At 73.0% G+C, this 26,751-nt stretch carries 23 protein-coding genes; 13 read left to right on the plus strand and 10 right to left on the minus strand.

Annotated elements, in window-relative coordinates; genetic code table 11:
- A partial coding sequence (locus B9H04_RS03055; RefSeq protein WP_139835025.1) for an alcohol dehydrogenase catalytic domain-containing protein occupies positions 1-827 on the minus strand: 827 nt, incomplete at its 3' end.
- A 92-nt stretch (positions 828-919) separates the two neighbouring features.
- Positions 920-2,005: a sulfite exporter TauE/SafE family protein gene (locus B9H04_RS03060; RefSeq protein ID WP_049931858.1), complete on the minus strand. Its 1,086-nt coding sequence runs from the start codon at positions 2,003-2,005 to the stop codon at positions 920-922.
- Between the two features lie 216 nt (positions 2,006-2,221).
- On the opposite strand from B9H04_RS03060, the gene B9H04_RS19400 reads away from it, so the two are divergent.
- The 5 genes from B9H04_RS19400 (at position 2,222) to B9H04_RS03080 (ending at position 8,693) form a co-directional block, all read left to right on the plus strand.
- Positions 2,222-2,350, plus strand: coding sequence for a hypothetical protein (locus B9H04_RS19400; RefSeq protein WP_276327502.1), 129 nt, complete (start codon positions 2,222-2,224; stop codon positions 2,348-2,350).
- Positions 2,347-4,758, plus strand: a complete 2,412-nt coding sequence (locus B9H04_RS03065) for a type II/IV secretion system ATPase subunit (RefSeq protein WP_085682440.1) — start codon at positions 2,347-2,349, stop codon at positions 4,756-4,758. Before B9H04_RS19400 ends, B9H04_RS03065 begins: the two co-directional genes overlap by 4 nt.
- Complete coding sequence (locus B9H04_RS03070) at positions 4,755-6,878, plus strand: type II secretion system F family protein (RefSeq protein WP_248648655.1); 2,124 nt, start codon at positions 4,755-4,757, stop codon at positions 6,876-6,878. Before B9H04_RS03065 ends, B9H04_RS03070 begins: the two co-directional genes overlap by 4 nt.
- A gap of 73 nt (positions 6,879-6,951) precedes the next feature.
- Positions 6,952-7,623 (plus strand): hypothetical protein, encoded by a 672-nt coding sequence (locus B9H04_RS03075; protein WP_085682441.1) that lies wholly within the window; start codon positions 6,952-6,954, stop codon positions 7,621-7,623.
- A 374-nt stretch (positions 7,624-7,997) separates the two neighbouring features.
- Positions 7,998-8,693, plus strand: coding sequence for a CRISPR-associated protein Cas4 (locus tag B9H04_RS03080; protein ID WP_049931853.1), 696 nt, complete (start codon positions 7,998-8,000; stop codon positions 8,691-8,693).
- A gap of 40 nt (positions 8,694-8,733) precedes the next feature.
- On the opposite strand, the gene B9H04_RS03085 is transcribed toward B9H04_RS03080, so the two are convergent.
- Complete coding sequence (locus tag B9H04_RS03085; protein ID WP_049931851.1) at positions 8,734-9,222, minus strand: cupin domain-containing protein; 489 nt, start codon at positions 9,220-9,222, stop codon at positions 8,734-8,736.
- 339 nt (positions 9,223-9,561) lie between these two features.
- Between B9H04_RS03085 and B9H04_RS03090 the strand changes: the two genes are divergently transcribed.
- Both B9H04_RS03090 and B9H04_RS03095 read left to right on the plus strand, forming a co-directional pair.
- The gene (locus B9H04_RS03090; RefSeq protein WP_211216866.1) at positions 9,562-11,133 is read left to right on the plus strand and encodes an alpha-isopropylmalate synthase regulatory domain-containing protein; all 1,572 of its coding nucleotides are present in this window, start codon (positions 9,562-9,564) and stop codon (positions 11,131-11,133) included.
- 51 nt (positions 11,134-11,184) lie between these two features.
- Entirely contained in the window at positions 11,185-11,496 is a 312-nt protein-coding gene (locus tag B9H04_RS03095; protein ID WP_049931849.1) for a hypothetical protein, read from the plus strand.
- Positions 11,497-11,523: 27 nt separating this feature from the next.
- Here B9H04_RS03095 and B9H04_RS03100 read toward each other — a convergent pair whose 3' ends face one another.
- Complete coding sequence (locus B9H04_RS03100; RefSeq protein ID WP_049931848.1) at positions 11,524-12,969, minus strand: MATE family efflux transporter; 1,446 nt, start codon at positions 12,967-12,969, stop codon at positions 11,524-11,526.
- Between the two features lie 29 nt (positions 12,970-12,998).
- A complete protein-coding gene (locus B9H04_RS03105) occupies positions 12,999-14,102 on the minus strand; it encodes an ATP-binding protein (RefSeq protein WP_049931847.1) in 1,104 nt (367 codons plus the stop codon).
- A 127-nt stretch (positions 14,103-14,229) separates the two neighbouring features.
- On the opposite strand from B9H04_RS03105, the gene B9H04_RS03110 reads away from it, so the two are divergent.
- Both B9H04_RS03110 and ilvA read left to right on the plus strand, forming a co-directional pair.
- A complete protein-coding gene (locus B9H04_RS03110; RefSeq protein WP_049931846.1) occupies positions 14,230-14,637 on the plus strand; it encodes a gamma-glutamylcyclotransferase family protein in 408 nt (135 codons plus the stop codon).
- Between the two features lie 263 nt (positions 14,638-14,900).
- Positions 14,901-16,112 (plus strand): threonine ammonia-lyase, encoded by a 1,212-nt coding sequence (ilvA, locus tag B9H04_RS03115; RefSeq protein ID WP_049931845.1) that lies wholly within the window; start codon positions 14,901-14,903, stop codon positions 16,110-16,112.
- A gap of 359 nt (positions 16,113-16,471) precedes the next feature.
- Here ilvA and B9H04_RS03120 read toward each other — a convergent pair whose 3' ends face one another.
- The 5 genes from B9H04_RS03120 to folP all read right to left on the minus strand — a co-directional run bounded on the left by B9H04_RS03120 (position 16,472) and on the right by folP (position 23,475).
- On the minus strand, positions 16,472-17,032 hold the full coding sequence (locus tag B9H04_RS03120; RefSeq protein WP_085682455.1) for a hypothetical protein: 561 nt from the start codon (positions 17,030-17,032) through the stop codon (positions 16,472-16,474).
- Positions 17,033-17,170: 138 nt separating this feature from the next.
- Positions 17,171-18,241 (minus strand): NAD(P)/FAD-dependent oxidoreductase, encoded by a 1,071-nt coding sequence (locus B9H04_RS03125; RefSeq protein WP_049931841.1) that lies wholly within the window; start codon positions 18,239-18,241, stop codon positions 17,171-17,173.
- Positions 18,242-18,399: 158 nt separating this feature from the next.
- Positions 18,400-19,122, minus strand: a complete 723-nt coding sequence (locus tag B9H04_RS03130) for a class I SAM-dependent methyltransferase (RefSeq protein WP_049931838.1) — start codon at positions 19,120-19,122, stop codon at positions 18,400-18,402.
- A 77-nt stretch (positions 19,123-19,199) separates the two neighbouring features.
- Positions 19,200-20,696, minus strand: coding sequence for a DHH family phosphoesterase (locus tag B9H04_RS03135; RefSeq protein ID WP_049931836.1), 1,497 nt, complete (start codon positions 20,694-20,696; stop codon positions 19,200-19,202).
- An 85-nt stretch (positions 20,697-20,781) separates the two neighbouring features.
- Positions 20,782-23,475 (minus strand): dihydropteroate synthase, encoded by a 2,694-nt coding sequence (folP, locus tag B9H04_RS03140; protein WP_085682442.1) that lies wholly within the window; start codon positions 23,473-23,475, stop codon positions 20,782-20,784.
- Between the two features lie 146 nt (positions 23,476-23,621).
- Between folP and B9H04_RS03145 the strand changes: the two genes are divergently transcribed.
- From B9H04_RS03145 to B9H04_RS03155, 4 genes are all read left to right on the plus strand, one after another.
- Positions 23,622-24,656 carry an ABC transporter ATP-binding protein gene (locus B9H04_RS03145; protein ID WP_049931832.1) on the plus strand — a complete coding sequence of 345 codons (1,035 nt, stop codon included), beginning with the start codon at positions 23,622-23,624 and terminating at the stop codon, positions 24,654-24,656.
- Positions 24,653-25,408, plus strand: a complete 756-nt coding sequence (locus tag B9H04_RS03150; RefSeq protein ID WP_049931830.1) for an ABC transporter permease — start codon at positions 24,653-24,655, stop codon at positions 25,406-25,408. The genes B9H04_RS03145 and B9H04_RS03150 overlap by 4 nt, the downstream gene beginning before the upstream one ends.
- A gap of 91 nt (positions 25,409-25,499) precedes the next feature.
- On the plus strand, positions 25,500-25,643 hold the full coding sequence (locus B9H04_RS17860; protein WP_129452291.1) for a DUF7560 family zinc ribbon protein: 144 nt from the start codon (positions 25,500-25,502) through the stop codon (positions 25,641-25,643).
- Positions 25,644-25,732: 89 nt separating this feature from the next.
- Complete coding sequence (locus B9H04_RS03155) at positions 25,733-26,746, plus strand: aldo/keto reductase (protein WP_049931828.1); 1,014 nt, start codon at positions 25,733-25,735, stop codon at positions 26,744-26,746.
- The last annotated feature ends 5 nt before the right edge of the window (positions 26,747-26,751 follow it).

A 26,751-nucleotide genomic window follows, 5' to 3' on the forward strand; every position in this document is an offset into this window, starting at 1 on the left:
GCGTCAGCGGTGTAGAAGAGACAGTCGACCGACACCGGCTCGCCGGGGATCCCGGCGACGATCACCGAACCGTCGATCCCGAGCCCACCCACGACCGACTCGATGGCGTCGCTCGCGGGGGCAGTCGTGAGGACGACGCTCGCGCCGCCCAGCTCCGAGAGCCGCGCGGCCGGGTCCGACTCCGCGGCGTTCACGAAGTGGTCGGCCCCGAGGTCCCTCGCGAGCGGCTCCTTCTCGGGGGTACGCGAGATCGCGACCGTCTCGTAGCCGGCGGCGTGCGCGTACTGGACCGCGAGGTGACCGAGCCCGCCGACGCCGACGACGGCGACGAGGTCGCCGGCGCGGGCGTCGGAGTTACGCAGGGCGTTGTAGGTGGTGATCCCGGCGCAAAGCAGCGGGGCGGCGTCGACAGCGTCGAGACCGTCCGGGATCGCCGCCAGCGCCTCGGCGGGGACGGTGGCGTACTCGGCGTAGCCGCCGTCGAACGTGAGCCCGGTGATCTCGGCATTCTCGCACTGAAGGAACTGCCCGCGGCGACACGGCTCGCAGGTGAAACAGTGGCCGCCGTGCCACCCCGCGCCGACGCGCTCGCCCGGCTCCCACGCGTCGACATCGGCGCCGACCGCGTCGACGCGCCCGGCGATCTCGTGGCCGGGGACGCGCGGGTAGTCCACGCCGGGATAGCCGCCCTCGACGACGAACTCGTCGCTGCGGCAGATCCCGCACGCCTCGACGGCGACCCGGACCTCGCCGGGTTCCGGTTCCGGCACGTCGCGCTCCACGAGTTCGAACTCGGCTCCGGGCTCCGGCACGACCGCGGCACGCATGGTGTCCGTCATCGGAACACGCTCCGGTCGAGACGATCAAGAAGCTGACGCCGGCGGCGATACGACCGCTCGGCAGCGGGGGGCGTCAGCCCTCAGATCCCGCCGGCGGCCATCGCGAACAGCGCGGCTGCGATGACCGCGAACAGGCCGCCCACGCCCGCCTTGATCGTCCCGGTGTCCAGCGCGGTCGAGACGTACGGGGCGATCTGCCCGCCGAGCGTCGTCGCCGGGACCGTCCAGACGACCATGTTCCACGGCGTCGTCGCCAGGTCCATCGTGTGGCCGCCGACCAGTCCGCCGCCGAACACGTGGACGACGGACGCCAAGACGGCAGTCGTCGCGACGACGATGTGGTTGGTGCCGATCGCCACGCGGACCGGGACCTGCGTCCGGAGCATCGAGATGATCCCGAGCTCGCCGATCCCGAAGCCGGCGAGCCCCTGGAACACCCCGCCGACGCTGTAGTTGAGGAACCGTTCGAGGTAGCCGCCGCGGGAGTAGGTGTAGTCGTCGCCGTCGCGGTCGACCCGGGTGACGGTGCCGGACTCGTCGGTGTCGACGCCTGCCGGCCCGAGCTTGTTGTCGTCGTCCGGGAGATCCGGTGACGAGCCGCCGTCGGTCGCGACCTCCTCGTCACCCCCGCTCTCGGTGGGGTCGCCGTGGGCCAAGTTGGCCTTGAACAGCAGGTACGAGGCCGCCAGAAGCGCGACCCCCAACAGCGCGTGGAACACCGGTTCGGGGATCACGAACGAGAGGAGCGCCCCGCCGACGACGAACGGGACGCCGCCCAACACGAGCGAGAGTGAGAGCCGGCGGTCGACGAGCCCGTACTGGATGAACGCGAGCGACGAACTCGACAGCCCGAACGACTCGCTGATGAGGCCGATCTTCACCAGCGTCGTCGGCTCCAGCGGGTAGGCGACCAGCGGGAAGGCGAAGATGAGGAACGGCACGAACAGCGCCGACCCGCTGATCCCGACGGTGTTGACGATCGTGGCGCCGGCGGTGAAGACCGCGAACAGCCACCAGTACTCGGTCCAGTAGCCGACGCCGGCGTCGGCGGGCGTCGGCGCGAAGGCGTACACGCCCCCGACGAACGCGAGGGGGGCGAGGAAGACGAAGACGTGCTGATAGCGCAGAAAGGCGCGCTGAACGTCGCTCGACAGTGACGTGCTCATTGAGGCGTGGAACGCGGGTTACGGGGAGACGAATAAATGCGTTTTCACACGTCACGATAGTGATGATCGATCGTCACCGTCGTGGAGCGGGTCGGAGCGGGTACCACACCTTCGATATCCGACCGGACGAGCGCACGTTTTCGCGGCGTGAAATGAATGGACAGTGACAGAAAAGAAACGGTTAAACGGACCCGTAGATCACCCGCGGATCGAACGATGACACGGGATCTCGGGACCGCGGCGCGCGGCGTCTCGGGGACGGCGACGCGCCCGCCGGGCGCGATAGACGCGATAAGCGGAGAGACGGCGACTGCGGACCGGCGGAGCCGGAGGACGGGGCGGTGAGCGACGGAGCGACCCTCCGGATCGTCGACGAGCCCGACGAGGGGTCGAGCGGTGCGGTCCCCGCGCCGGTGCCGCCGGACGACCCCGAGGCGTGGTACGCCCCGGACGTCCGGGCGCAGTACGAGGCCGCCCCCGGCGTGGTGGCGACCGCCCGCGAGCGCGACGGCGGGCGGTTCGGCTACGACGCCCGCGAACCGCCGCTGTCGGTCGGGGACGAGCGCGCGCTCGACCGCGTCCGGGACCGCTTCTCCGCGGTGCGGCACCGTCGCCCGCTCACCCGGGTCGGGGTCGTCGAGCGCGCCGAGGCCGGGTTCGAGCCGAAGTACGCGGAGGCGATCGACCGGTTGGTGGACGCGAGCGCCGCCGCGCGTCGACGGATCGACTACCACGCGCTGCGGGAGTTCCGGCTGCTCGGCGCGCTCACGCCGATCGCCTTGGACGACCGGATCGAGGTGGCCGACGTGGGCGACGACCGCGAGCTTGTCGTCCACACCGAGACGTTCGCGCCGCTGGAGACGGGGATCGACGCCGACGCCGACTACGTCGAACGCGTGGCGGCCGAGCGGCTCGCGCAGTACACCGTCGAGTTCGCCGGGCTCGCGGTCGAGGTGGTCCTCTACCGCGAGCGGCTGCTCGGCTCGGACGCGTTCGAGACGAAGTACGCCGTGCTAGAGCCGGACCTTCTGCCCGGCGACGAGGAGCTCATCGAGGAGTGTAAGTCGCGGATCTGGGAGACGACCGTCAGCGACGTGATCGAGGATCGGGAGTCGTTCGTCGCCGCCCGCGCCCGCCGCTTCCTCTCGCGGCGGCTGACCGCGCGCAACACCCGGGTGTGGCTCGACGCCGCCGCGTACCGGGCGAGGTCGGCGCTCGCGGACCGGGGGCTCGTCGCGCCGCCCGTCGACTCGCGGTTCGCCCGCGACCGGCTCGACGACCTCGCGTACTACGTGCTGCGCGACTTCGTCGGCGAGGGGATCCTCACGGTCCCGATCCGCGACCCGCACCTCGAAGACGTGGAGGCGAACCGGGTCGGAGAGCGCGTGAAGGTCGTCCCGCGCGCGTCCGTCCTCTCCGGCGCGGCGGACGAGACGGGCCGTTCCGCCGCCGCGAGCCGGGGTGACGGCGAGGCCCCGGCGGTCGGCTCTCGGATCCCGACGAACCTCGCGTTCGAGGACGAGACGACGTTCGTCGACGTCGTCACGGGGATCGCCGCCCGCGACGGGACGGAGCTCAACGCCTCGACGCCCTCAGCGAAGGTGAACCTCGAACTCGACGGCGTGCCGCAGACGATCCGGTGTGCGGTGGCGCTCCCGGTCATCTCTGAGTGCGGCCCGCACGTCTCGATCCGGAAGCAGCGCGCAGACGCGCTCACCCCGGTCGACCTGATCGAGCGCGGGACCCTGTCGGTTGACCTCGTGACGCTGCTGTGGCTGCTGTACGAACACCGCGGGGTCGTCCTCTTCGCCGGACCGACGGGGGTCGGCAAGACGACGCTGCTCAACGCTCACGCGCCGTTCATCCCGTTCGACGCCCGACCAGTCTCCGTCGACGAGGGCTCCCGCGAGGTCCGGCTCCCCCACGAGACGGGCGTCTCGCTCACCACGCGCGACCACGAGGACGCCTACAAGTCGGTGGGAATGGCCGAGCTGATGACCGAGGCCAACTACCTCAACCCGGACGTCGAGATCATCGCCGAGATCAACACCCCGGAGAGCTTCGAGACCTTCGCCGAGAGCCTGAACACCGGCCACGGCGTGATCGGGACGACGCACGCGGAGGACATCGAGGCGCTGGCGAACCGCCTGCGCGAGCGCGACCTGCCCGCGCGCCTGCTGCGGGAGGTCGACCTCGTCGTCTTCCCGCGGCGGGTCGACGGCGAGCGGTACGTCTCGCGGGCGATCGAGCCGCTCTCCGAGGCCGCGTACGACGGCCTCGGCCCGGAGGCGACGCGGAGCCCGACCGGCGACCCGAAGCGCGGCGGTGCGGGCGTCGTCGAGGCGGGCGGGGAGTCCGTCCGGTACAACACGGTCGCGTGGCGCGACGGCGACGGGACGTTCCGGTTCCCCGGCGCGCCGGGCGGCGACGCGGACGGGGCGGCGTCGAGCGCGACCGCGGCGGGCGAAGCTCCGGGCGGCGGTCGGGACAGCGACCCGCTGTTCCGCGCCTTCGACCAGATCGCAAGCCGGACCGACCGTGACCGCGAGGCAGTCGCCGCCGAGTTCGCGTCGAAGCGTCGGTACGTGGAGTTCCTCGTGCGAGACGGCGTCGACGACCCGGACGAACTGTTCGAGTTCCTCGCCGACCTGCGTACCGACGAGGCCGCGACCGTCGAGCGCGCCGCGCGGATGATGGACCGCGACGACGGGGGCGAGAGCCGAGACGAGTCAGCGGCACGGAGGCGGCCGTGAGCCGGCGTCGCGCGACCGAAACGGTCGGCTCCGAGGCGAACGGCGCGAGCGCGGCCGGGACGTGCGCGGGCCAGTCGGACGCGGCGCACGCGCACAGAGGGGACGCGGCGCACGCGGACCGAGCGGACGCGGCGAGTGTAGACGCGACAGGCGAGACGGGCGCGGACGACCCCGTCGCGGCGGGCGGGCGGTTCGCGGTCGTCGGCCGGGTCTGCTACGCGCTGTTCGCGCGCCACGCGAGCGACCGGCGGCACGACGCCGACCGGAAGCGGTACCGCGGCACCGCGCTCGACACCGGGTTCGAGACGTACCTCTCGGGGGCGTACGGGCTCTCGTGGATCGTCGCGGCCGCCGCCTTCCTGCCCGCGCTGGTCGTCGCGGCGGGCGCGGCGCCCGCGGTCGCGGCCGCGGTCGAGGCGCGGTTCGGCGCGGCGTTGCTCGCAGCAGGGTCGACGGCGACGCCGGCCCCGACGCCGGACTCGGTCGGCCCGCTCCGCACGGACCGGGCCGCGCTGCTCGTCGCTACCGGTGTCGCGCTCCTCGCCAAGCGCGCGACGGTCGCGGTGGCCGGACTCCACCTGCGGTGGGTGGTCGCGACGCGGCGGACGGACATCGAGCGCACCCTCCCGGGGGCGGTGCGCTACCTTGAACTGCTCTCCTCGGGGAGCGACGAGCCGCGGGCCATGCTCCGGAAGGCGGCCGACGGCGACGCGTACGGCGGCACCGCGACCTCGTTCCGGAAGGCGCTCAACGCCGCCCGGCTCGCGGGGAGCCTCGACGAGGGGCTCCGGCGCGTGGCGCGGGACACCCCGTCGCGGGAGCTGCTCGCGCCGTTCCTCCTCAAGTTCCGGAAACACGCTGCCACCGGCGACGAGGCGCTCTCCGAGTTCCTCGCGACCGAGCGCCGGATGCTCTCGCACCGGCAGGACCGCGCCCGGAAGCGAGCCCGGCGGTTCCTCGAACTGCTCACGGAGCTGTTCGTCGCCGTGTTGGTGTTGCCGGCGCTTCTCGTCATCGGCGCGACCGCGCTGTCGGTCGTGATCCCCGAGCTGCTCCCGCCGGTCTCGACGCCGGTCGGCGTGGTCCCGACCCGGGCGGTCGTCCTCTACGGCGCGGTCGCGTTCCTCGTCGCGTTCGGCCTCGCGGCGGCGGTCGCGGTGGGTACGCTCCGCCCGCCGAGCCAGCGGGCGAGCTACGAGGCGCCGGCGAGCCCGCGGGCGGTCCTCGCGACCGCCGGGCGCAACCCCGCGAGCACGGCCGTCGTCGCCGCGGGGCCGGCGGTCGCCCTCGCGCTCTGGCTCGCGGTCGCGGGCTACACGCTGGTCAACGTCGCCCTCGTCGGCTACGCCGCCTTCGCGGTGCCCGTCGGGCTCGTCGCGGCGCGCCGCACGCGGATCGACGACGCGAAGGACCGCGAACTCGCCGACTTCGTCCACGCCGTCTCGGGCCACGTCGCGCAGGGGCGCCCCCTCGAGGCCGCGGTGGCGGCGGTCGCGCGCGACGCCGACCTCGGCGTCCTCGACGACGACGTGGCCGACCTCGCGTTCGCGCTGCGGTCGACGACCGCGCCCGCCGACTCGGCCCGTTCGGAGCCCGGAGCCGGCTCACCGGAGGAGCCGACCGCGGTCGACCTCCGCGGGGCCGCCATCGAGCGGTTCGTCGACCGCGTCGACACGCCGCTCGCCGCGCGGACGCTCGGGCTCGTCACGGGGGCGTTAAACGCCGGCAGCGACGCCGACGCCGTCTTCGAGACGCTCCGCATCGAGGTCGGGCGGCTGTACAGCGAGCAGCGCGCGCTCCGCTCGTCGATGCAGCCGTACATCGCCGTCGGCTGGGCCGCGGCGGTCCTCGTCGCCGGCGTCGTCGCGGTCGTCAACACGCAGGTCGTCGACGCCGCGCGGCTCGCGGAGTTCGCGGCCGCGTCCGAGGCCGTGACGGAGCCGGAGGGGGTATACCCCGAGTTGGAGCGGTTCCGACTGTACGTCGTCACGCAGGCGACCGTGCTGGCGTCCGGGTGGTTCGCCGGGACCGCCGCGCGAGGGCGGTACGCCGCGCTGCTCCACTCGGGCGCGCTGGTGGCGTGCTGTTACGTGGTGTTCACCGTGGGTGGGTTGGTGTGAGGCCGGAGCGATACCGGTGTGGACGCCGCGCCGACACGAGGCTTTTCAGCCGTGCCCGCGTAGGACCGCTCCCATGGACGAGAAGACCGCCGAACTCCGCGACCTGTTCGTCGACGCCACCGGCTCGGAGACGGTCACCGAACGCCAGGAGGCGGAGCGGGGGACCCTCGTCAATCGCGACGACGCCAGCGAGGGGGTCCGCGACCTCGTCGCCGCGATGCGGGAGCGGTACGGCTTCTCGACGCCGCTCGACGACGCCGCCTACGCGCTGGTCGCCCGCGGCCGGTTCGCAGACGAGAGCGACGCGGCGGTCGCGGCGGCGATCCGCGACGAACTCGGCGATCGCGAGGACGGCGACGCCGAGGTCGATCCGGACGATATCGACGCCGAGACCGTCCGGAAGGCGCGTCTCGACCTCCACCTCGTCCGCGAGTCGGACCGTAAGGTCGGGACCGACGACGGCGCCGACCCGCCGTTCGCGTACGCCGACCTGAAGCGGCTCACCGCCGCCGGGAACTCGATCGTCGAGTGCGCCGAGGAACTGGACGCCGCGCCGGACACGGTCGCCCGGTACGCCGCCGTCGCGCGCACCGACATCGCCTCCACGCGAGCGAACGACCGCGTCCGCGACGCGTTCCGCGACCTCCTTACCGACGCCGATATCGAGGGATCGCTCGCGAGCGACGCCCGCGAGGACGGCCTCCGCGAGGCGACCGAAGACATCGAGACGGACGTATCCTTATAAATAGTCGACGACTGAGCGGCGGCGAACACCTCCAAAGCCCCAGCCGCTCGCTTATAAATGGATGCTGACGGATCCGTAACGAACACCTCCAAAGCCCCAGCCGCGAGGGCTCGCGCGGCTCGCTGCGGTCCTCAGTCAGTCGCTGACGCTCCTTCCTTGCGGTCCTTGCGTCGCCGTGCTTCGTCCTCGCGGCTGCCCCTTTGAGTCCCGCCCCGCACAGCACCGCAGCCTCACACCTCCCCAGCCTCGTCGCTGGCACCCTTCGCTTCGCTCCGGGGCCAGCGACTCCCTCGCGCGTGCTCCTCGCGCCCGGTGGGCGCTCGGAGGCACGCGCCGTCGTTCATTTATAAGCGAAGCCGCGGCCAGCGGCTCGCGTGACCCTCGTCCCGTTCAGCGACTTGGCCCGCGCGGCGTACTGTCCCCGCCAACTCTACTACGTTCGGCGCGACGACGAGCGGAGCGTCCCCCCGAAGGCGCGCGAGCGCATCGGACTGGCGTTCCGGTACGACGAACTCGTCGACGCGCCCGATCGGGCGCTCCGGCAGCTTCCGCTTCACCGATCGCCCGCGGCCTACCGCCGGAATCTGGACCGGCTCCGAGAGCGCGAGGAGTACGGCTCCCTCGTCGACCCCGCGAGCGAGCGCGGGTTCCTCTCGGGCAAGGACTGCCACGGCACCGTTCACAAGGTGCTGGAACCGAGCGGAGGGGCGGAGGACCCGGACGAGACGGAACAGTCTCCCCCGCCGATTCCGACGCTGGTCTCGTCGGGCGAGCCGCCGGAGAACGGCGTGTGGGAGCCGCAGGCGGTCCGTGCGGTCGGGATCGCGAAGGCGCTGGCGTGGGAGCGAGAGCGCGAGCTACCGCGCGCGCTGGTCGAGTACCCGGCCGTCGGGGTCGTCCGCGAGGTCCGGCTCACGCTCCGGAAGAAGGCGGCGTACCGCGAGGCGCTCCGCGCGGCGCGGTCGATCGACGGGCCCCCGCCGCGCGTCGACGACGGCCGCTGTTCGACCTGCGACTACGCCGCCGAGTGCGGCACGCGGCGGCGGTCGCTCCGGTCGCTGCTGGGCTGAGGCGGCGCGGGCGGTGGTCACCGAGCGCCGCAAACGATCCTCACGGCGAAAACGACGTGCCGCACTCGGTACAGGTGAACCGGAACCGGCCCTCGTCGGTGAGTTCGGTGTCGTGGACCCGTTCTTCGCCGCAGTCACGGCACTCGACGATCGACTCGATCCGGTCCCAGTCGTGGCGCGCGCCCGGCGCGCCGATCGCCCACGCGATCACCTCCTCGTCGGCGTCCTCGGGGACGAATCCGGACTGGAACTCGCCGGGCGCGAAGCGGATCGCCTCGTCGGGGCCGACCTCGACGCGCTCGCGCTCGCGCCCGACCTCGAACGTGGCGGTGCCCGAGCGCACGTAGAATATCTCCTCCTGGTCGCCGTGAGTGTGGAGGCCGCCGGAAAAGGCGTCGCCGGGTGCGAGCTCGAAGTAGTTCATCGCGACGTGGTCGGCGCCGAGCGCGCGCGAGACCGGCTTTCGGATGTCGTGAACGCCCATCGGGTTCGTGACGACGTCGACGTCGTCGATCGCGGCTCGCTCCATGGGCGTCGCTCTCGGGGGCGGGTCGTAATCCTGTCGCCGGCCGCGTGTGAAACCGCCGGCGTGTGACGCTCTCGCCGACCCGCGCCGAGGATCCCTCAGCGATACCCCGGGTCGCGGCGAGGATCGCTCGGCCAAACCTGACGCGACCCGGCAGTTTATACGTGTGTGCGTTGTTCGCACGGGTACGAATGACGCGAGACACTCGCGATCGTTCGGAGGATAGAGGAAGTCGCCTCGCGGCGGCTGGCCGCGAAATTCTCCGACGATAACGACTCCGGGGCACGACCGCCCCGCGGCGGCACCGACCCCGAGACCACCGCAGAGCCGACGGACTCCCTTTTGACCCGAACACCACTCACCGACCTCGACGAGGTACAGCTACTCGACACCACCCTGCGCGACGGCGAACAGATGCCGGGCGTCTCGATGACCCCCGGCGAGAAGGTCGACGTGGCCCGCGAGCTCGACGCCGCGGGCGTCCACCTGATCGAGGCCGGCTCGGCGTGTACCTCGGCGGGCGAGCGCGAGGCGATCAGCCGCGTCGCCGACGAGGGAGTCGACGCGACCGTGACGAGCTTCGCCCGCGGGGTACGGGCCGACGTGGACCACGCGCTCGACTGCGGCGTCGACGGGGTGAACCTCGTCGTCCCCGCCTCCGACAAGCACGTCGAGACGAAGGTGGGGTCGACCCGCGACGAGGTCGTCGAGACGACCGTCGAACTCGTCGAGTACGCGACGGATCACGGTCTGTGGGTCGAGGTCCTCGGCGAGGACGGCTCGCGCGCCGACCTCGACTACCTCGAACGCCTGCTCGGCGCCGGGCTCGACGCCGGCGCGGACCGGATCTGCTACTGCGACACGGTCGGCGCGGCCGACCCCGAACGGACCGCCCGCGTCGTCTCGCGGCTCGCCGACCTCGGCCCGACGAGCCTCCACACCCACGACGACCTCGGGTTCGGACTGACGAACGTCCACGCGGGGCTGAAGGCCGGCGCCGACACCGTCCACGGCACCGTCCTCGGGGTCGGCGAGCGCGCCGGCAACGTCGCGCTCGAGGAGGTCGCCATCGCGCTCGGGGAGTCGTACGACGTCGACACGGTCGAGCTATCTCGGCTCTATCGGCTCTGCCGGGCCGTTTCAGAGGCGACCGGCGTCGCGCTCCCCCCGAACAAGGCCGTCTGCGGCGCGAACGCCTTCGCCCACGAGTCGGGGATCCACACGGACGGCACGTTGAAGGACGGGACGATGTACGAGCCGTACCCGCCCGAGACCGTCGGCCGGGAGCGCCGGCTCGTCCTCGGGAAGCACGCCGGGCGCGCGGGGGTGAAGGCGGCGCTCGCCGAGCACGACGTGGCGGTCGACGACGGCGAGCTGCGCGAGGTCGTCGCCCGCGTCAAGGAGTTCGGCGAGCGCGGCAAGCGGGTCACCGACGCCGACCTGCTCGCGATCGCCGACGACGTGCGCGGGCGCGAACGCGAGCGCCACGTGGAGCTCGTCGACCTCTCGGCGACCTCCGGCGGGAACCTCCCGACCGCCTCGGTGCGGCTCCGAGTCGGCGAGGACGAGCGCGTCGCCTCCGGCACCGGCGCGGGTCCCGTCGACGCCGGCCTCGAAGCGGTCCGCGCGGCGCTCGCGGGCGACGACGGCGGGCGCGGCGGGGACGCGGGCGCCGAGGCGGACGTCGCCTTCGAGCTCGACTCCTACCACGTCGACGCGATCACGGGCGGCACCGACGCGGTCGTCACGGTCGAGGTCGACCTCTCGCGGGGCGACCGCTCCGTGAGCGTCTCGGCGTCGGACGCGGACATCACCCGCGCGAGCGTCGTCGGGATGGTCGACGGGCTCGACCGGCTGCTCGCGGCGGAGGCGGACGCGGCGGACGCCGACCCGAGCGCCGTCGCCGACGACTGAGCGCGCCGGCGTCTGACGAGGTTTTTATTCGAGGGCGGTCGATCGTCGGGTGTGAGCGTCGTCGTCGCGATCAAACCCTCGGCCCGCAAGCGGAACGCGAAGGTGGGACGGCTCGTCTTCGAGGACGGTCCCAGCCACACCTTCGAGAGCCGCGCGGCCGCCGAGCGCTGGGCGGACGACCTGTCGGCCGGCGACGGACACGTCTGGGTCGCGAGCGCGCACCCCCGCGACGACGGCGACGCCGACTGTTACCTCGTCTCGCGGGCGACGAACGCGAAACTGGAGGCCGCCTACGACAAGCGCCGCCGCCGGCTCAGGGGCGACGCGGGGTCGGAGCAGGAGTCGCTCGGCGGCGAGCCGTAAGAGCGGGTTTGGAGGCGACCGCGGCGGCTACGACGATTTTTCGCTCGGCGTGGGGTCCGATTCGGCGCCCGATTGCGGGTCGGGGTCGGCGTCCGGACCGGACCCGCGCGCGTCCATCATGTCCGCGGCGCGGGTCGCCCAACCCGAGTAGCGGAAGCCGGCGACGACGACGAGCGCCATCCACGCGTAGGCCGCGGACACGCCGACGTACGCGCCCGTGGGGCCGAGCCCGACGGTGCGTCCGAGCAGCCACGAGAGCCCGAGGAAGAGCCCGAACATCGCCGAGACGCGCGCGACGAGCGGGATCCGGGTCTCGCTCGCGCCCTGGAGCGACCCGGAGAGCGCGGAGAAGCAGGCGAGGGCCGCGCCGGCGAGCCCGTACACCCGCGCGAAGTCGACCGCGGACGCGACCGTCGCCGCGTCGTCGGTGAAGATCGGCACGATCCGCGGCGCGCCGATCACGAGCCCGAGCCCGATCGTTCCGACCGTGAGCACGCCGAGCCCGGCGACGGCCCAGCCGTCGAACCGCGCGCCCGCCGGGTCGCCCTCGCCGAGCGCCTGGCCGACGAGGACCGACGCCGCGACGTTGTAGCCGCGCGAGAGCGGGCCGGTCACCTGCTGGTAGACCCGGCGACCGATCTGGAAGCCGGCGTTGACCGACTCGCCGAAGCCGAGGAGGAGCGCGTTGAACGGGAACTCGGCGATCTCCGAGCCGAACCCCTCCAGCACGCGCGGGGCGCTCACCACGAGGAGCTGCTTCGCGATGGTGAGGTCGCGCGGCCACGCGAAGTCCGCGTCGGTCCACGACCCCCAGATGGCGAAACAGAGCAGCCCGGCGGTGAGCACGTTCGCGGTCGCGGTCGCGAGACCGACGCCGAACACCTCCAGCCGCGGGAAGCCGAACAGGCCGAGACCGAGGACGACGGAACCGGCGATGTTGACGGAGTTGGCGGCGATGTTGACGTACATCGGCGTGCGGGTGTCGCCGGTGCCCTGGAGCGCGCGGGCGCCGACGAGGGCGACGTGGCGCGCGGGGGCGGTCGCGAACACGATCGCGAGGTACGTCGACCCGAGGTCGACGACCGCGGGCGAGGTCCCCTCGCCGACCAGACGGCCGAACACGTCGATCGCGAGCTCGCCGAAGAGGACCCCGAAGAGGACGAACGGAATCCCGGCGAGCGCGCCGAGTACGATCGCCTGCGTCACCGCCTCGTCGCGGTTCTCAGCGGCGCCCGCGCCGGTGTCCTGCGAGGAGAGCGCGATGGCGCCGCCGCCGAGGCCGAGCCCGATCCGCAGCGGGAACCGGGCGTACAGGTCGGCGAGGCCGATCGCGACGACGGCGGCCGGGGAGAACAGCGCGGTGACCAGGATGTCGGTCGTCCGCATCGCGGTGCGGAACGTCTGCTCGGCCATCACGGGCCACGCGAGCGAGAACACGCGCTTCCAGACGCGCCGCAGCCGCGGGAGGTCCATGCGTCGGTCCCGACGAGCGCCCGCGGTTTCTACGTATCGGAGCCGGCCGAGTCGGCCGGTGCGTGCGGGAGCGTCACCGTGAACCGCGCTCCCCCGAGCGACGACTCGCCGGTGTCGAGGGACCCGTCGTACGCCTCCGCGAGCGTCGCGACCAGCCGCAGGCCGCTGACGCCGCCGTCGCTCGCCCCGCCGACCGCCTCGTCGGTCAGGAACGACCCGTCCCGTACCTCCGGGGGAAGCCCCGGACCGTCGTCCTCGACGACCAGCGCGACCCCGTCGTCGCCCCCGAGGCGCGCCGCCTCGTCACCGTCGGCGCGGACGGCGACGCGGACGGTGACGCCCGGACCGCCGTGTTCGACCGCGTTCTCGACGAGGTTATGGACGATCGACCGCACGCCGTCGTTGGCGGCGACGGGGGCCGCGTCCGGGAGGTCGGTCTCGATCGCCGCCGATTCCCCGTCGGCGACCCCCGCCAGCACGTCTCGGGTCGTGTCCGCGAGATCGACGCGGCTGGAGTCCGCGTCGCCGAGGATCGCGTCCGCGACCGCGCTCGTCGCCTCGATGCGTTCGAGCCCCTCGCTCGCCTTCGCCGCAACGGTCTCGGCGTGACCGGAGCCGTCGGGGTCGTCGAGCAGGTCGGCGTAGCCGCGGATCGTCGAGAGGTCGTTTCGGAGGTCGTGCCGCAGGAGGTGGTTGACGAAGGAGACGGCGCGGACCGCGTCCCGCGCCCGGCGCGCCTCCGCCGACTGCCGGACCGCGTAGTACCCCGCGATCGCGCCGCCGAGGCTCCCGACGCCGGCGGCGACGAGCATCGGGAAGGCCGGCTCGACGAGCGGACGGCCCTCGAAGGCGCGCACGGCGAGCGTCGCGGCGAAGGCGGCGACGGCGAGGACGGTTCCGGTGGCGGTCCACCGCGCGACGCGCTGCTCCTCGGCGGGCGAGAGGTCCCGGCGAGCGATCCGGCGGCCGGCGACGAGGACCGCGACCGCGATCCCGCCGTCGAGCGCGAACGCCAGCAGCGGCCCGGCGGAGCTCCCGATGGCGCCGATCTCGGCGCCGTGGTGGACCGCGGCGGCGACGAGGAGGCCGGCTCCGATCAGAGAGACGGCGCGGTGGCCGCGCAGCGTAGACATTACGAATCCGACCGCGGAAGCGAGTAAAACGGTTGTGGATTCGTCGGGAGGCCGGCCGCAGCGCGGCGAGAGAGACGCCGCGGGGAGCCGTCCGAACGTTGAAAGCCGCGAGCGACCCACGGCACCCATGGACGTCTTCGTGTACGGGACGCTGACCGAACCGGAGCGGGTCGCCGAGGTCGTCGACTCGTTCGTCTTCGTCGGCTCCGCGACGCTCGACGGCCTCCGGCTCGTGGAGGGGCGGTACCCGACGCTCGCGCCGGGCGGCGAGACGGGGGGCCGACTCCTCCGGACGGAGGCCGTCGACGCGCTCGACGCCTACGAGGACGTCGGGGGCGGACTGTACGTCCGCGAGACCGTCCCGCTCGACGCGCCGGCCGACTACCCCGACGCCGCCGCGGTGTACGTCGGCGACCCCGAGCGCCTCGACGCGGACGCGACGTGGCCCGGATCCGGCCCGTTCCCCAACCGAGTGCGCTCCGTCCTCGACGCCCGCGACGTGCGGGTGCGACTGACCCCCCGAGATACCGTCTGACGGGCGGATGACGGCGCCGCTGTCGTGCGGTTTCACTTTCGCTCTGGTAGCCCCACCTTTTTGTATTTCCGTCGCATCGTTTCACTCGCACGTCACACGCGTGCATTCCCCCTTTCACCGACCGCGAGCCGTCGGCTCGGCGTGCCGGGCCGCCCGGCGGCAGGCAGTCGGCACACGGCGACCGCGGCGGGTGCCGTCGACCGTCCCGTGGACGGTCGCCCCCGACCGGAACCGATTAGCGGGCGGCGCGGCGACGGGGTGGCATGCTCAGTCTTGCCGACATCCGCGAGGCGCGCGAGCGGGTCTCGGGCGTCGCCCGCCACACGCCGCTTGAGCGGTCGCGCTCGTTCTCCGAGATGAGCGGCGCGGACCTCCACCTGAAACTGGAGAACTTCCAGCGGACCGGCGCGTTCAAGATTCGCGGCGCGATGAACCGGATACAGACGCTCTCGGAGGCGGAGCGCGAGGCCGGCGTCGTCACCGCGAGCGCCGGGAACCACGCGCAGGGCGTCGCGCTGGCGGCGAGCCGCGCTGGCGTCGACGCCACCGTCGTGATGCCGAAGTTCGCGCCCGTCTCGAAGGTGAAGGCCACCCGCGGGTACGGCGCGAGCGTTCGCCTGGAGGGCGTCGACTACGACGAAGCGCAGGCGTACGCGCACCGGCTGGAGCGCGAGGAGGACCGGACCTACGTCCACGCGTTCGACGACCCCGTGGTGATGGCCGGACAGGGGACCCTCGGCTTGGAGATCGTCGACGACTGCCCCGACCTCGACACCGTCGTCGTCCCGATCGGCGGCGGCGGCCTGATCTCGGGCATCGCGGTGGCGATCAAAGAGCAGCTGCCGGACGTGCGCGTCGTGGGGGTCCAGGCGGAGGGTGCGGCGTCGGCCGCGAAGTCGCTCGAGGCGGGCGAGGTCACGGAGATCGACAGCGTCGACACGATCGCCGACGGGATCGCGACGCGGTCAGTCGGCGAGGAGACCCTCGAGGTCATGGCCGAGTACGTCGACGAGGTCGTCACCGTCGACGACCGCGAGATCGCCTTGGCCCTCACGCTGCTCTTGGAGCGCGCGAAGACGCTCGTGGAGGGCGCGGGCGCGGTCGCGCTCGCCGCCGTCCTCTCGGAGGCGTTCGAGTACGACGACGGCGAGACGGTCGTCGCCGCGCTCTGCGGCGGTAACATCGACCTCAACCGCCTCGGCACCGTGGTCCGGCGCGGGCTCGTCCAGATGGGCCGGTACCTCAAGATCACGATCGACCTGAAGGACCGACCCGGCGAACTGGAGCGCGTCTCCAGCATCGTCGCGCGCACCGGCGCGAACGTGTACGCGGTCCACCACGACCGAACCTCGCGGGACGTGGCCGTCAACGCCGCCGAACTCGAACTCGAATTAGAGACCGACGACGCCGAACACGCCGCCGACATCGTCGACGCACTCGAAGCGGAGGGGTACGACGTGGAGATTCTGTCCTGAATCGGTCGGCGATGGCGACCATTTACAAATAGAACTACGGTGGCGCGTGCCTCCGAGCGCCTGGAGGGCGCGAGGAGCGCGCGCGAGGGAGTCAGTCGCCCGGAGCAACGCGGAGGGCGACTGACGAGGCTGGGGAGGTGTGAGGTGCGGTTGCTGTGCGGGGTGGGATTCAAATGGGCAGCCGAGAGACGGGCACAGGCCACGCAAGCACCGAAAGGAGCGAGCAGCGCGAGCGACTGAGGGACACAGCGAGCGTGCGCCCGCCCCTCTGCTGGGGCTTTGGAGGCGGCCACCGCCGGTCGATTGTCAGTTGTTCATAAGCGAGCAACTGGGAGTTCGGCTACGATAGCTCGCCCGATTCACTCCGACGAGTCCGTCGAGTTGCTCCCAGAATCGGGAGCCGACACGCTGCCGCTCACGCTCGTCGACCCGCCGAGGAGCGAGGAGTCCGAGTCGCCGCGCAGCGTCGTGACCGTCTCGCCGTCCTGTTTCACGATCAGGGTCCACGGGTCGTCGGCCGCGGGAATCCGCACCGTGCCGTTGTAGCGGACGACGCCGGAACACGACCGCGGCGCCGCGTCCGTCTCCTCGGTCGGAACGTCGAGCACGTAGGCGGACTCGTTCACCCGCTCGAACGTCGGGCCGCCGATCGCGTGCGAGGGTCCCGGCAGCGAGACGTGTCTGGAGTACGTGATCCCCGTGTTCTCGGCGCCGGCGACCACCGACGTCGAGCTGTTCGCCGAGAAGTCGTCGGGACAGCGGACCTCGTCGGTATCGAAGTGGAGCAGCGCCGGCGGATCGCTCGCCCCGCCGAGGAGGCCGCCGGGCCCTCCCGACACGGGGCCGGCGAGGGCGACGGCGCTACCGGTCACGAACAACGCGAGCGCAGCGGCGACGACGACCAGACCGCGTCTGTTCATCACGTTTCCAACGACGGGAGAGGCGGAGATAGTACCGCGTATAACTCAAAGAGGGGTTTGCGTCACCGATCGCGTCACGGGTGTGGACGGAGCCGTCGAGACGACGAATCGAACGCGTCGGAACCGACGGACCGCGCTTCAGTCGTCCGCGGCCGCGGCGTCGAGCTCGCCTTCGTACAGCTCGCCGGCGCGCTCGCGCTCGGAGAGGTACTCGTCGGCGTCGAGCGCGGCCTTCACGCCCATCCCGCCGGCGGTGGCCGCCTGCTGGTAGTGGAAGTCGACCACGTCGCCCGCGCCGAAGAGCCCCTCGACGCCGGTCCGGGTCTGGCCGCCGCCGCGGCCGCCCTCGGTGAGCAGGTAGCCGTCGTCGTCGGTCTCGATACCGGTGCCTTCGAGGAAGTCGGTGTTCGGCGTGTGACCGATGGCGTAGAAGACGGCCCCCACGTCGAAGTCGTACTCGTCGACCGCGTCGGCGGTCGCGGGGTCGTCGAGCTTCTCCTTCGGGTGGCCGTCGGGGTGTTCGACGAGGGTCACGCGGTCGATGCCGTCCTCGGGGGTGCCGTGGATCTCGGTGAGCTCGGTGTTGAGGAGGAGCTCGATCTCGCCGTCTTCGACGGCGTCCATCGTGCGCTCGATCCACACGTCCTCGGCGCGGAACTCCTCGCGGCGGTGCGCGATGTACACCGTGTCCGCGAACTTCGTCAGGAAGTTCGCCTCCTCCATCGCGGCGTCGCCGCCGCCGACGACGAGCATGTCCTCGTCGCGGAAGAACGCGCCGTCGCAGGTCGCGCAGGTGGAGAGGCCGTAACCCATCAGCTCCTCCTCGCCGGGGACGCCGAGCGTCCGCGCGCTGGCGCCCGACGCCGCGATGACGGCGTCGGCGGTGTACACGTCGCCGTCGGTGAGCGCGACGTGGAAGTGGCCCGCCGGCTCCTTCGAGACGTCCTCGATGACGCCGTTTCGGGTCTCGGCGCCGAACTTCTGCGCCTGCTCTTTCATGTCGTTGATCAGCCCCGGCCCGGAGATCCCCTCGGGGAAGCCGGGGTAGTTCTCCACGTCGGTCGTCAGCGTGAGCTGGCCGCCCGGCTGGTCGCCCTCGACGAGCAGCGGGTCGTTGTTCGAGCGCGCGGCGTATATGGCCGCGGAGAGACCCGAGATACCGGTGCCGGCGATGATGAGTCGGCGGTGTTCGACGATGTCGTCGGTCATTACCCACAGTTGGCCGCCGCGTCCTATGTACGTTGCGACCGTTGCGCGATTCCCGCACGACCGCCCCGCCGATGCTGCCGCGGACTTGCCCGCCGGACCACCACCGACCCGCTCGACGAACTGCCGCGGACCCGCTCGACGAACTGCCGCGGACCCGCTCACCGCACCGCGACGAACACGCTCCGGTCGTCGCCGGGGCCGTACCCCGAGGACACGTCAACGTCGTCGAACCCGGCATCTGCGAGCGCGTCGCCGATCCGCTCGTCGGCGAACGGCGTCATCCGGCGCCGGCCGGTGAACGGGTCGCCGTCGGGGGTGAACGTCACCGCGCGCCAGTCGAGCCGGCCGTCGTCGGTCGCGACGTGGTGCGCGACGCGGACGTACCGGAGTTCCCCATTTGCGTCGTGGCCAACGTCGAGACCCGGGGAGTTCCCGTCGGACGGCAGCGGGGAATTGTCGAAGACGAGGACGCCGCCGGGCCGGAGTCGGTCCCGGAGCGCGGCGAGCGCGGGGTCGAGGTCGCCGGGCCCGAGGTGGTTCACGACGCCGCGGATGGCGACGGCGGCGTCGAACGGTTCGGTGTCGTGCAGGTCCGGCTCCGGGAGCCCGGTCCGGTAGATCGAGACGGCGTCGGCGGGGCACTTCTCCCGCGCGACCGCGAGCATCCCCTCGTGGACGTCGATCGCGGTCACGTCGACTCCGCGGGCCGCGAACCGGCGCGTGTGCTCGCCGGTTCCGCAGCCGACCTCCAGCAGACGCTCGGGGTCGACGCCGCGGTCGGCGAGCGCGTCGAACACGAAGCCGGCGTCGCGGTCGTAGTCCCACTCCGACTGGATCGCGTCGTACAGCCGCGGGCGCTCGTCGTAGAGGCCGTCGGACATGGCGGGAACAGGCGCTATCTCGGCGCCCGGTGATGAGTGTCTTACGCCGCCTCGGGACCGGTTCGCACGACGGCGCCTCAGTCCGTCGGGAACTCCGGCGGAAGCCCGGTCGGCTGCGCCGGCGCGTCGTCGAGGGCCTCGAAGAAGCGCCCGGCGACGAACTCCTCGACGACCTCGGGCAGCGACTCCGACTCGTCGACCGCGGAGAGGATGCCGAGCGGGACCTGCGCGCCAGCCATCGAGGCGTGGCCCCCGGCCGACCCCGCGGGATCGAGCGCGTCGCGCAGCAACTCGCCGGCGTCGACCTCGGCGCCGCGGGCGCGGGCAGAGCCGTAGATCACGCCGTCGGTGTAGCCGTAGACGAACGTCACTGTCACGTCCTCCAGGTCGAGAAGCCGATCGGCCGCCTGCGCGAGCGCGTCGCGGTCGGTTATCTCGCCGACGCAGGAGGCCGCGACCGACCCGCGCACGTCGCGGTTCTCGATGGCGGCCGCGAGGACGCGGAGCGTCTCCGGGCTCACGCTCGGGCTCTCGACGCGTTCGAGCGTCGACTCGTCGGCGTGCGCGAGCAGCGCGGCGGCCGCCTCGAAGTCGTCGGTCGCGGTCGCGCGGGTGAAGTCCTTCGTGTCGATCCGGATGCCGTACAGCAGCGACGTGGCGAGTTCCCGGTCCGGCGCGATCCCGTACCGCGAGAGGTACTCGGCGATGAGCGTGCTCGTCGCACCGACGTCGGGCCGGATGTCGACGAACGATCCCGCGACCGGCCCCCGCGGCGGGTGGTGGTCGACGACCACGTCGACCGGGTGGCCCTCGGGGAGGCTGTCGTTGATCCCGGCGCGGGAGTGGTCGACCAGGGCGACGCCGCCGTACTCGTCGAGGTCCACCCCGTCGAACGACCGGAGCCCGATGTCGAGGAGGTTCACCAGCGCGCGGTTCTCCTGATGGGAGATGTCGCCGCCGTAGCAGGCGTCGGCGTCGACGCCGATCGACTCCGCGATCCGCGCCAGCCCGAGCGCGCTGGCGATGGCGTCCGGGTCGGGGTTGTCGTGCGCGACGACCAACAGGGGCCCCGAGAACCCCCGGAGCGTCGCGAGCAGCCGGGCCGGCTTCTCGCCGTCGTCGGCATTGGCGCGCGAGAGGGCCGCCCCGGGGGAGGCGCCGCGACCGTCGGCGAGTCCGATCGCCTCGGAGACCCGATCGACGACCGCCTCGACGGGGTCGACCACGCGGTCGGCGACCGCCTCGACCGCCGCCCGCTGCTCCTCGGTCGGCGCCGTACCGAGGTGCGCGACGATCATCGCGTCCGGGTACCTGTCCCGAGCGGCGCGCGCGGCGGCGACGTTGCGCTCGGGGTCGTCGCTCGCGACCAGCACGACCGCCGCCGAGTCCGGATACGTCGCGGGGTCGGAGGGGTCGGCCTCGACGGTGGCGACGTTGCGGTCGCGCAGCGTCGACACCCAGCCGGTGTCGTCCGTGATCGCCACCAGGTCGTCGCGGTCGCCGCGCTCCTCGCGGGCGCGCTCGACGAGCGCGTTCCCGACCGCGCTACAGCCGAGCAGCAGGCGCCGGGTCATACCGGCGCGAGGGGATCGCGAGGCAAAACGCTGCCGTCGGCGCGGCGCGGGGCCGCTCCCGGGCCGAGCGGGCGCCGATGCCGAGTCACTCCGGGTCCTCCCCGGCGCGGAGCGCGCCGTTCGCCGCCGCGGCGACGTCGACCGCCGCGCGGTTCTCGGCCACGTCGTGGACCCGGACGATGTCGGCGCCGCGGTCGGCCGCAAGCGCGGTGCCGGCGACCGTCGCGTGCTCGCGGTCGTCGGCGTCGCGCCCGACCGCGCCGTACAGCGACTTGTGGGAGTGGCCGACGAGGACCGGGCAGCCGAGCGCCGCGAACTCGCCGCAGCGCGCGAGCAGCTCGAAGTCCTCCGCGGGCGACTTCCCGAAGCCGATTCCGGGGTCGACAATGACGCGGTCGCGGTCGATGCCCGCCGTGTCGGCCAGCGCGAGGCGCTCGCGCAGCGCGTCGACGACCTCGCCGACCACGTCGTCGTACTCGGGGTCGGCGTCCGGGTCGACCGGCGCGTCGAGGCTGTGCATCACGATCACCGGGCAGTCGGCGTCGGCGACGACCGACCGCATCGCCGGGTCCTCCAGCCCCGTCACGTCGTTGATGATGTCCGCGCCCGCCTCCAGCGCCGCCCGGGCGACCGCCGGCTTGCGCGTGTCGACCGAGACGAGCACGTCCCCGGACCCGACCGCGGGCACCGACTGGATCGCCTCGATCGTCGGGACGACGCGCTCGATCTCCTCGTCCGCCGGGACCGGGTCCGCGCCCGGACGGGTCGACTCGCCGCCGACGTCGACGATGTCGACCCCGGCGTCGACCATCCGCTCGACGCCCGCGACCGCGTCGTCGAGGTCGGCGTGGCGCCCCCCGTCGTGGAAGGAGTCCGGCGTGACGTTGAGCACGCCCATCACGGCGGTCCGGTCGCTCCACGGGAACTCCGGGGCGGGCTCGTCGCCCTCGGAGCTCCGACCGCCGTCCGGCGCCTCGATCCCGGCGGCCGCGGCGAGGTCGGCCGCCACACCCCCGAGCCCGCCGCCGTCGCTCGCGGCGAGCCGGTCGACGAGCGCGCGGAGCTCGGCGACCGTTCCCGCGACGGTGACGGGGACGTGCTCGCCGCCGGCCCCCCGGTCCTCGTTCGCGCCGAGCCCCCCGAGCGCCGCGTCGCCGCCGACGATCCGCGCCGCGGCCGCGACGCGCTCGGCCCGATCGCCTCGTAGCCGGAGCGTGAGGGTGCGGTGGTCGACGCCGTCCCGGTGCGCCGCGATCCCGTCTGGTTGAACGCCGGCCGTGTCGAGCGCGTGGGCCGCGCCGTCGACGCCGCGGACCGTCCGCTCGCGGACCGTTCGCATCCGCGCCGCCCGGGCCTCGGCGACGGCGAACAGCGAGCCGACGAGCAGCACGCAGTCGCCCGCCTCGGCGCGGTCGACCGCCGCCGCGAGCGCGTCCGCCACGTCGTCGCCGGCGGTCACGCGGTCGACGCCGGCGGAGCGCAGCGCCGCCGCGAGGACCGCGGGGTCCTCGGCGCGGTCGATGGCGGGCCGGCAGGTGACCGCCGTCGCCGCGTCCGGGAGCGCCGCAGCCGTCTCGGCGTGGTCCTTGTCGTGCATCGCCGCGTACACGAGGTGGAGGTCGTCGTAGTCGTACTCGGCGAGCGTCGCGGCGAGCGTGCGGGCGGCCGCGGGGTTGTGCGCGCCGTCGAGGACGGTCAGCGGCGCGGTGTCGACCACCTCGAACCGGCCGGGCCACGTCGCCCGCGCGAGGCCGTCGCGCACGTCGCGGTCGTCGAGGTCGGTTCGCAACGCTGCCGCGGTCCGGTCCGCGAGCGCGACGGCGACGGCCGCGTTCGTCGCCTGATGGCGCCCGACGAGCGGGATTCGGTAGGTGCCCTCGCGCTCGCCGGCGAGCGCGACCTCGGCGTCGGTGGCGCTGACGCGACCCTCGTAGCTCGCCGCGAACGCCGGCGGGTCGTCGGGTTCGGCGTCGCTATCGGTGGGGTCGGCGCCCTCGTCGCGCTCGTTGGGTTCAGCGTCCTCGTCGCTATCGTCGGCTTCGGTGTCCTCGTCCCTATCGTCGGCTTCGGCGTCCTCGTCGCTATCATCGGGATCGGCCGCCTCCGACGCGCCGTCTCCGACCACTCGCGTCACCGGCGCGCCCGCCTCGCCGGCGACCTCGCGGACCACGTCGAGCGCCTCGCCCTCACAGGCGGTGACGAGCGGCGCGTCGGGGTGGGCGATCCGGGCCTTCGTCCGGGCGATCTCGGCGATCGTGTCGCCCAGCACGTCGGTGTGTTCGAGCGAGACGTTCGTCACGGCGGTCGCGACGGGGTCGACCGCGCTGGTCGCGTCGTACTCGCCGCCGAGGCCGACCTCCAGGACGGCCACGTCCACGTCGCGCCGCGCGAACTCGCCGACGGCCATCGCCGTGACGACCTCGAAGAAGGTGAGCGGCTCGCCGGCGGCCGCCCGGTCGATCAGCCACGGGCGCACCGCCTCGACGAAGTCGGCGATCGCCGACTCGGTCATCTGCCGGCCGTCGACGCGGACCCGCTCGGCGAGCGCGGAGAGGTGCGGCGAGGTGTACAGCCCCACCGACAGCCCCGCCTCCCGGAGGACCGACTCGGTCAGCCGCGCCGCGCTGCCCTTCCCGTTCGAGCCGGCGATCTGGACGAACGGAACGTCCGCCTGCGGGTCCCCGAGGTGCGCGAGCAGCGCCTCCACCCGATCCGTGCCGGGCTTGACCGAGAAGCGGCGGAGGTCGAAGAGGAACGCCGCCGCCTCGTGGTAGTGCATGTCCCGTGAGTCGGCGGCGCGTCGCTTAGACGTAACGGACCTGACCGGGAGGGCGGGCGCGGTGACCACGACCGCGCCGGAGGGGCCGACACCCCTGCGTCGACCGAAAAGTAACCCTTACGCGCGCGGCGGCCGCAGTCGATCGCATGGACGAGACAGCGACCGCCGACGCCGCCGCGGGAACGGCCGCCGACGGGGCCGCGGCCGACCCCGTCGTCGCCGGCGAGGGGGTCCGGAAGGAGTACGGCGAGGTCGTCGCGCTCGACGGGGTCGACCTCGACGTCGCGGCCGGCGAGGTGTTCGGGCTCATCGGACCGAACGGCGCCGGGAAGACGACGCTGGTGCGCGCGCTCACGGGGACCACCGAGGCCGAGGGCGACCTGCGCGTCTTCGGCGAGGCGCCGGCGGCGGTCGACCCGGCCCGGATCGGGCTGCTGCCGCAGTCGTTCGACCCGCCCGCGCGGCTCACGGCCCGGGAGCTGGTCGACTACTACGGCGGGCTGTACGACGCGGCCCGCGACACCGAGTCCGTCCTCGACGACGTGGGGATGGCGGACGACGCCGACGCCTGGTACGAGACGCTCTCCGGGGGCCAGCAGCGGCGCACCTGCGTCGCGACCGCCGTCGTCAACGACCCCGACCTCCTCTTCCTCGACGAGCCGACGACGGGGATCGACCCGGCCGGCCGCCGGGCGATCCACCGCCTGATCGAGCGGCTCGCGGCCGGCGGGACGACCGTCTTCCTCACGAGCCACGCGATGGACGAGGTCGAGCGGCTCGCCGACCGGGTCGCGCTGCTCCGCGACGGGCGGGTCGTCGCGAGCGGAGCCCCCGACCGACTGGTCGCCGAGCACGGCGGCGCGCCCCGCCTCGACGCCGACACCGCGACGGCGACGGGCGAGGAGACCGTCGAGCGCGTCGCGGCCGGCGTCCGCGAGCGCCTCGGGGACGACCCGACCGTCGAGGCGACCGACGGCGGGCTCCGGGTGCGCGGCGTCCGCCCGGAGGCGATCGGGGACGCGGTCGACGCGGTCGACGCGGCCGGCGTCGCGTTCGACTCGCTCTCGTGGTCCGAGCCGTCGCTGGAGGACGTGTACCTGCGGCTCACCGGCGAGGAGTACGCGCGGCGGGGCGGCGCGGCGGAGGCGACCGAGGCCGTCACCGACGGAGGGGAGCGATGAGCCGCCTCGGGCGGGTCCGGACGGAGGCGGTCGCGGCGGCGCGCTCGTTCACGCGCCGCCGGACGGCGGTGTTCTTCACCTTCTTCTTCCCGGTCATCCTCGTCGTCATCTTCGGCGCGCTGGTGCGGACCCAGCCGACCGGCGGCGGCCTCTTCGCCGAGCCCGCGGGCTACTACATCCCCGGCTACCTCGCGGTCGTCGTCCTGTTCACGCCGCTGTCGCGCGTCGGGTCCGAGATCGCGCGCCACCGCGACGGCGGGCGGTTCGAGAAGCTCGCGACGACGCCCCTCTCCCGCGCCGAGTGGCTGCTCGCGCACACGCTCGTCAACGTCGGGATCATCGGCGCCGCGAGCCTGCTCATCCTCGGGCTCGTGCTGGCGGTGACCGACGCGACGCTCATCCTCTCGCCCGCGCTGGCCGTCCTGCCGGTCTTCGTCGCGGTCGCGGTCGCGCTGTTCTGCGGGCTCGGGGCCGTCCTCGGCGCGCTCGCCGACTCGCAGGACGGCGTGATCGCCGCGAGCAACACGGTCGCGCTCCCGCTCCTCTTCCTCTCCGAGACGTTCGTCACCCCGTCGCTGCTGCCGGCGTGGTTCCGGCCCGCGGTCGCGGCCTCGCCGCTGACGTACTTCGCGCGGGGGACCCGGGCGATCACCTTCGAGGGCGGCGCGTGGACCGGCGACCTGCTGGTGTTGACCGCGCTCGCGGCCGTCTTCCTCGCGGTCGGCGCGTACGCGGTCCCGCGCACCGAGTGAGGGCTCGCCTCCGAGGCGGCGTCGGCGCCGCGGTTCGGAACCGTTCATTTATGTTCACAGCCCGCGCATCCGTGAACCGAGAGGAAGGCCGTTGACCACCGTTCACTTCACCTGTCCGGACTGCGACCAGACTATCGAGGTCAACGACGCGATGCGAAAGACGATCCTCGACACCGGCTGCCCGGTGTGTACCGCGGCCGCGGCCGAGGAGCACTTCGCCGTGACCTGTGAGTAGCCGCCGCTGGGACCCTGCGATCGACACTCGTTGACACATCGCGTCCGCTTGCTGTGCCTTTTTGAGTCGACCGCGACAACCGTTCGGCGATGACGCCCGAACTCGACGAGATCGACCTGGGAACCGTGCCGCTCGGCCGAACCGGCCTGCGGACGAGCGAGCTCCAGTTCGGCACGTGGCGGTTCGGCCGCGTGACCGAGGCGGGGAACGTGGAGATCGACGAGGAGCGCGCCCACGAGCTGCTCGACGCCTACGAGGCGGCCGGCGGGCGGTACATCGACACCGCCGACGTGTACGGCGGCGGCGACTGCGAGCGCTGGATCGGCGACTGGCTCGCCGAGCGGGACCGGGAGCGCTACACGATCGCGTCGAAGGTGTACTGGCAGATCCGCGACGGCGACCCGAACAGCCGCGGGACGAACCGCAAGAACGTCCGCCACCGCGTCGACGCCCTCCTCGACCGGCTCGACACCGACTACATCGATGTCCTCTACATCCACCGCTGGGACGACGAGACGCCGGCCCGCGAGCTGATGAAGACGCTCAACGGGCTCGTCGAGTCCGGCAAGGTCCACTACCTCGGCGCCTCCACGCTCCGCCCGAACGCCTGGAAGGTCGCCCGCGCCAACGCGATCGCCCGCAGCGAGGGGTGGGAGCCGTTCACGGTGCTCCAGCCGCGGTACAACCTCGTCGACCGCGAGATCGAGGGGGACTACCTCGAGTTCGCGCGCCAGCAGAATCTCGCCGTCTCCCCGTGGAGCCCGCTCGGGCAGGGCTTCCTGACGGGGAAGTACGACCGCGACGCGGACCTCCCCGACGACTCGAAGGCCGCCGAGTCGAGCCGCTTCCAGGAGGCGTACCTCACCGAGGAGAACTTCGACGTCCACGACGAGCTGGACGCGGTCGCCGACGAGGTCGGCGCGTCGCCCGCGCAGACCGCGCTCGCGTGGCTCGCGCACCGCGACGGCGTCACCGCGCCCATCGTCGGCGCCCGGACGGTCGACCAGCTGCGCGAGAACCTCGCGGCGGCGACGATCGACCTGTCGGACGAGCAGGTCGACCGGCTGACCGCGGCCAAGCCGGGGCCGTACGACGCGCTGTAGAAGGG

Source organism: Halorubrum ezzemoulense DSM 17463, assembly GCF_002114285.1.
GTDB lineage: Archaea > Halobacteriota > Halobacteria > Halobacteriales > Haloferacaceae > Halorubrum > Halorubrum ezzemoulense.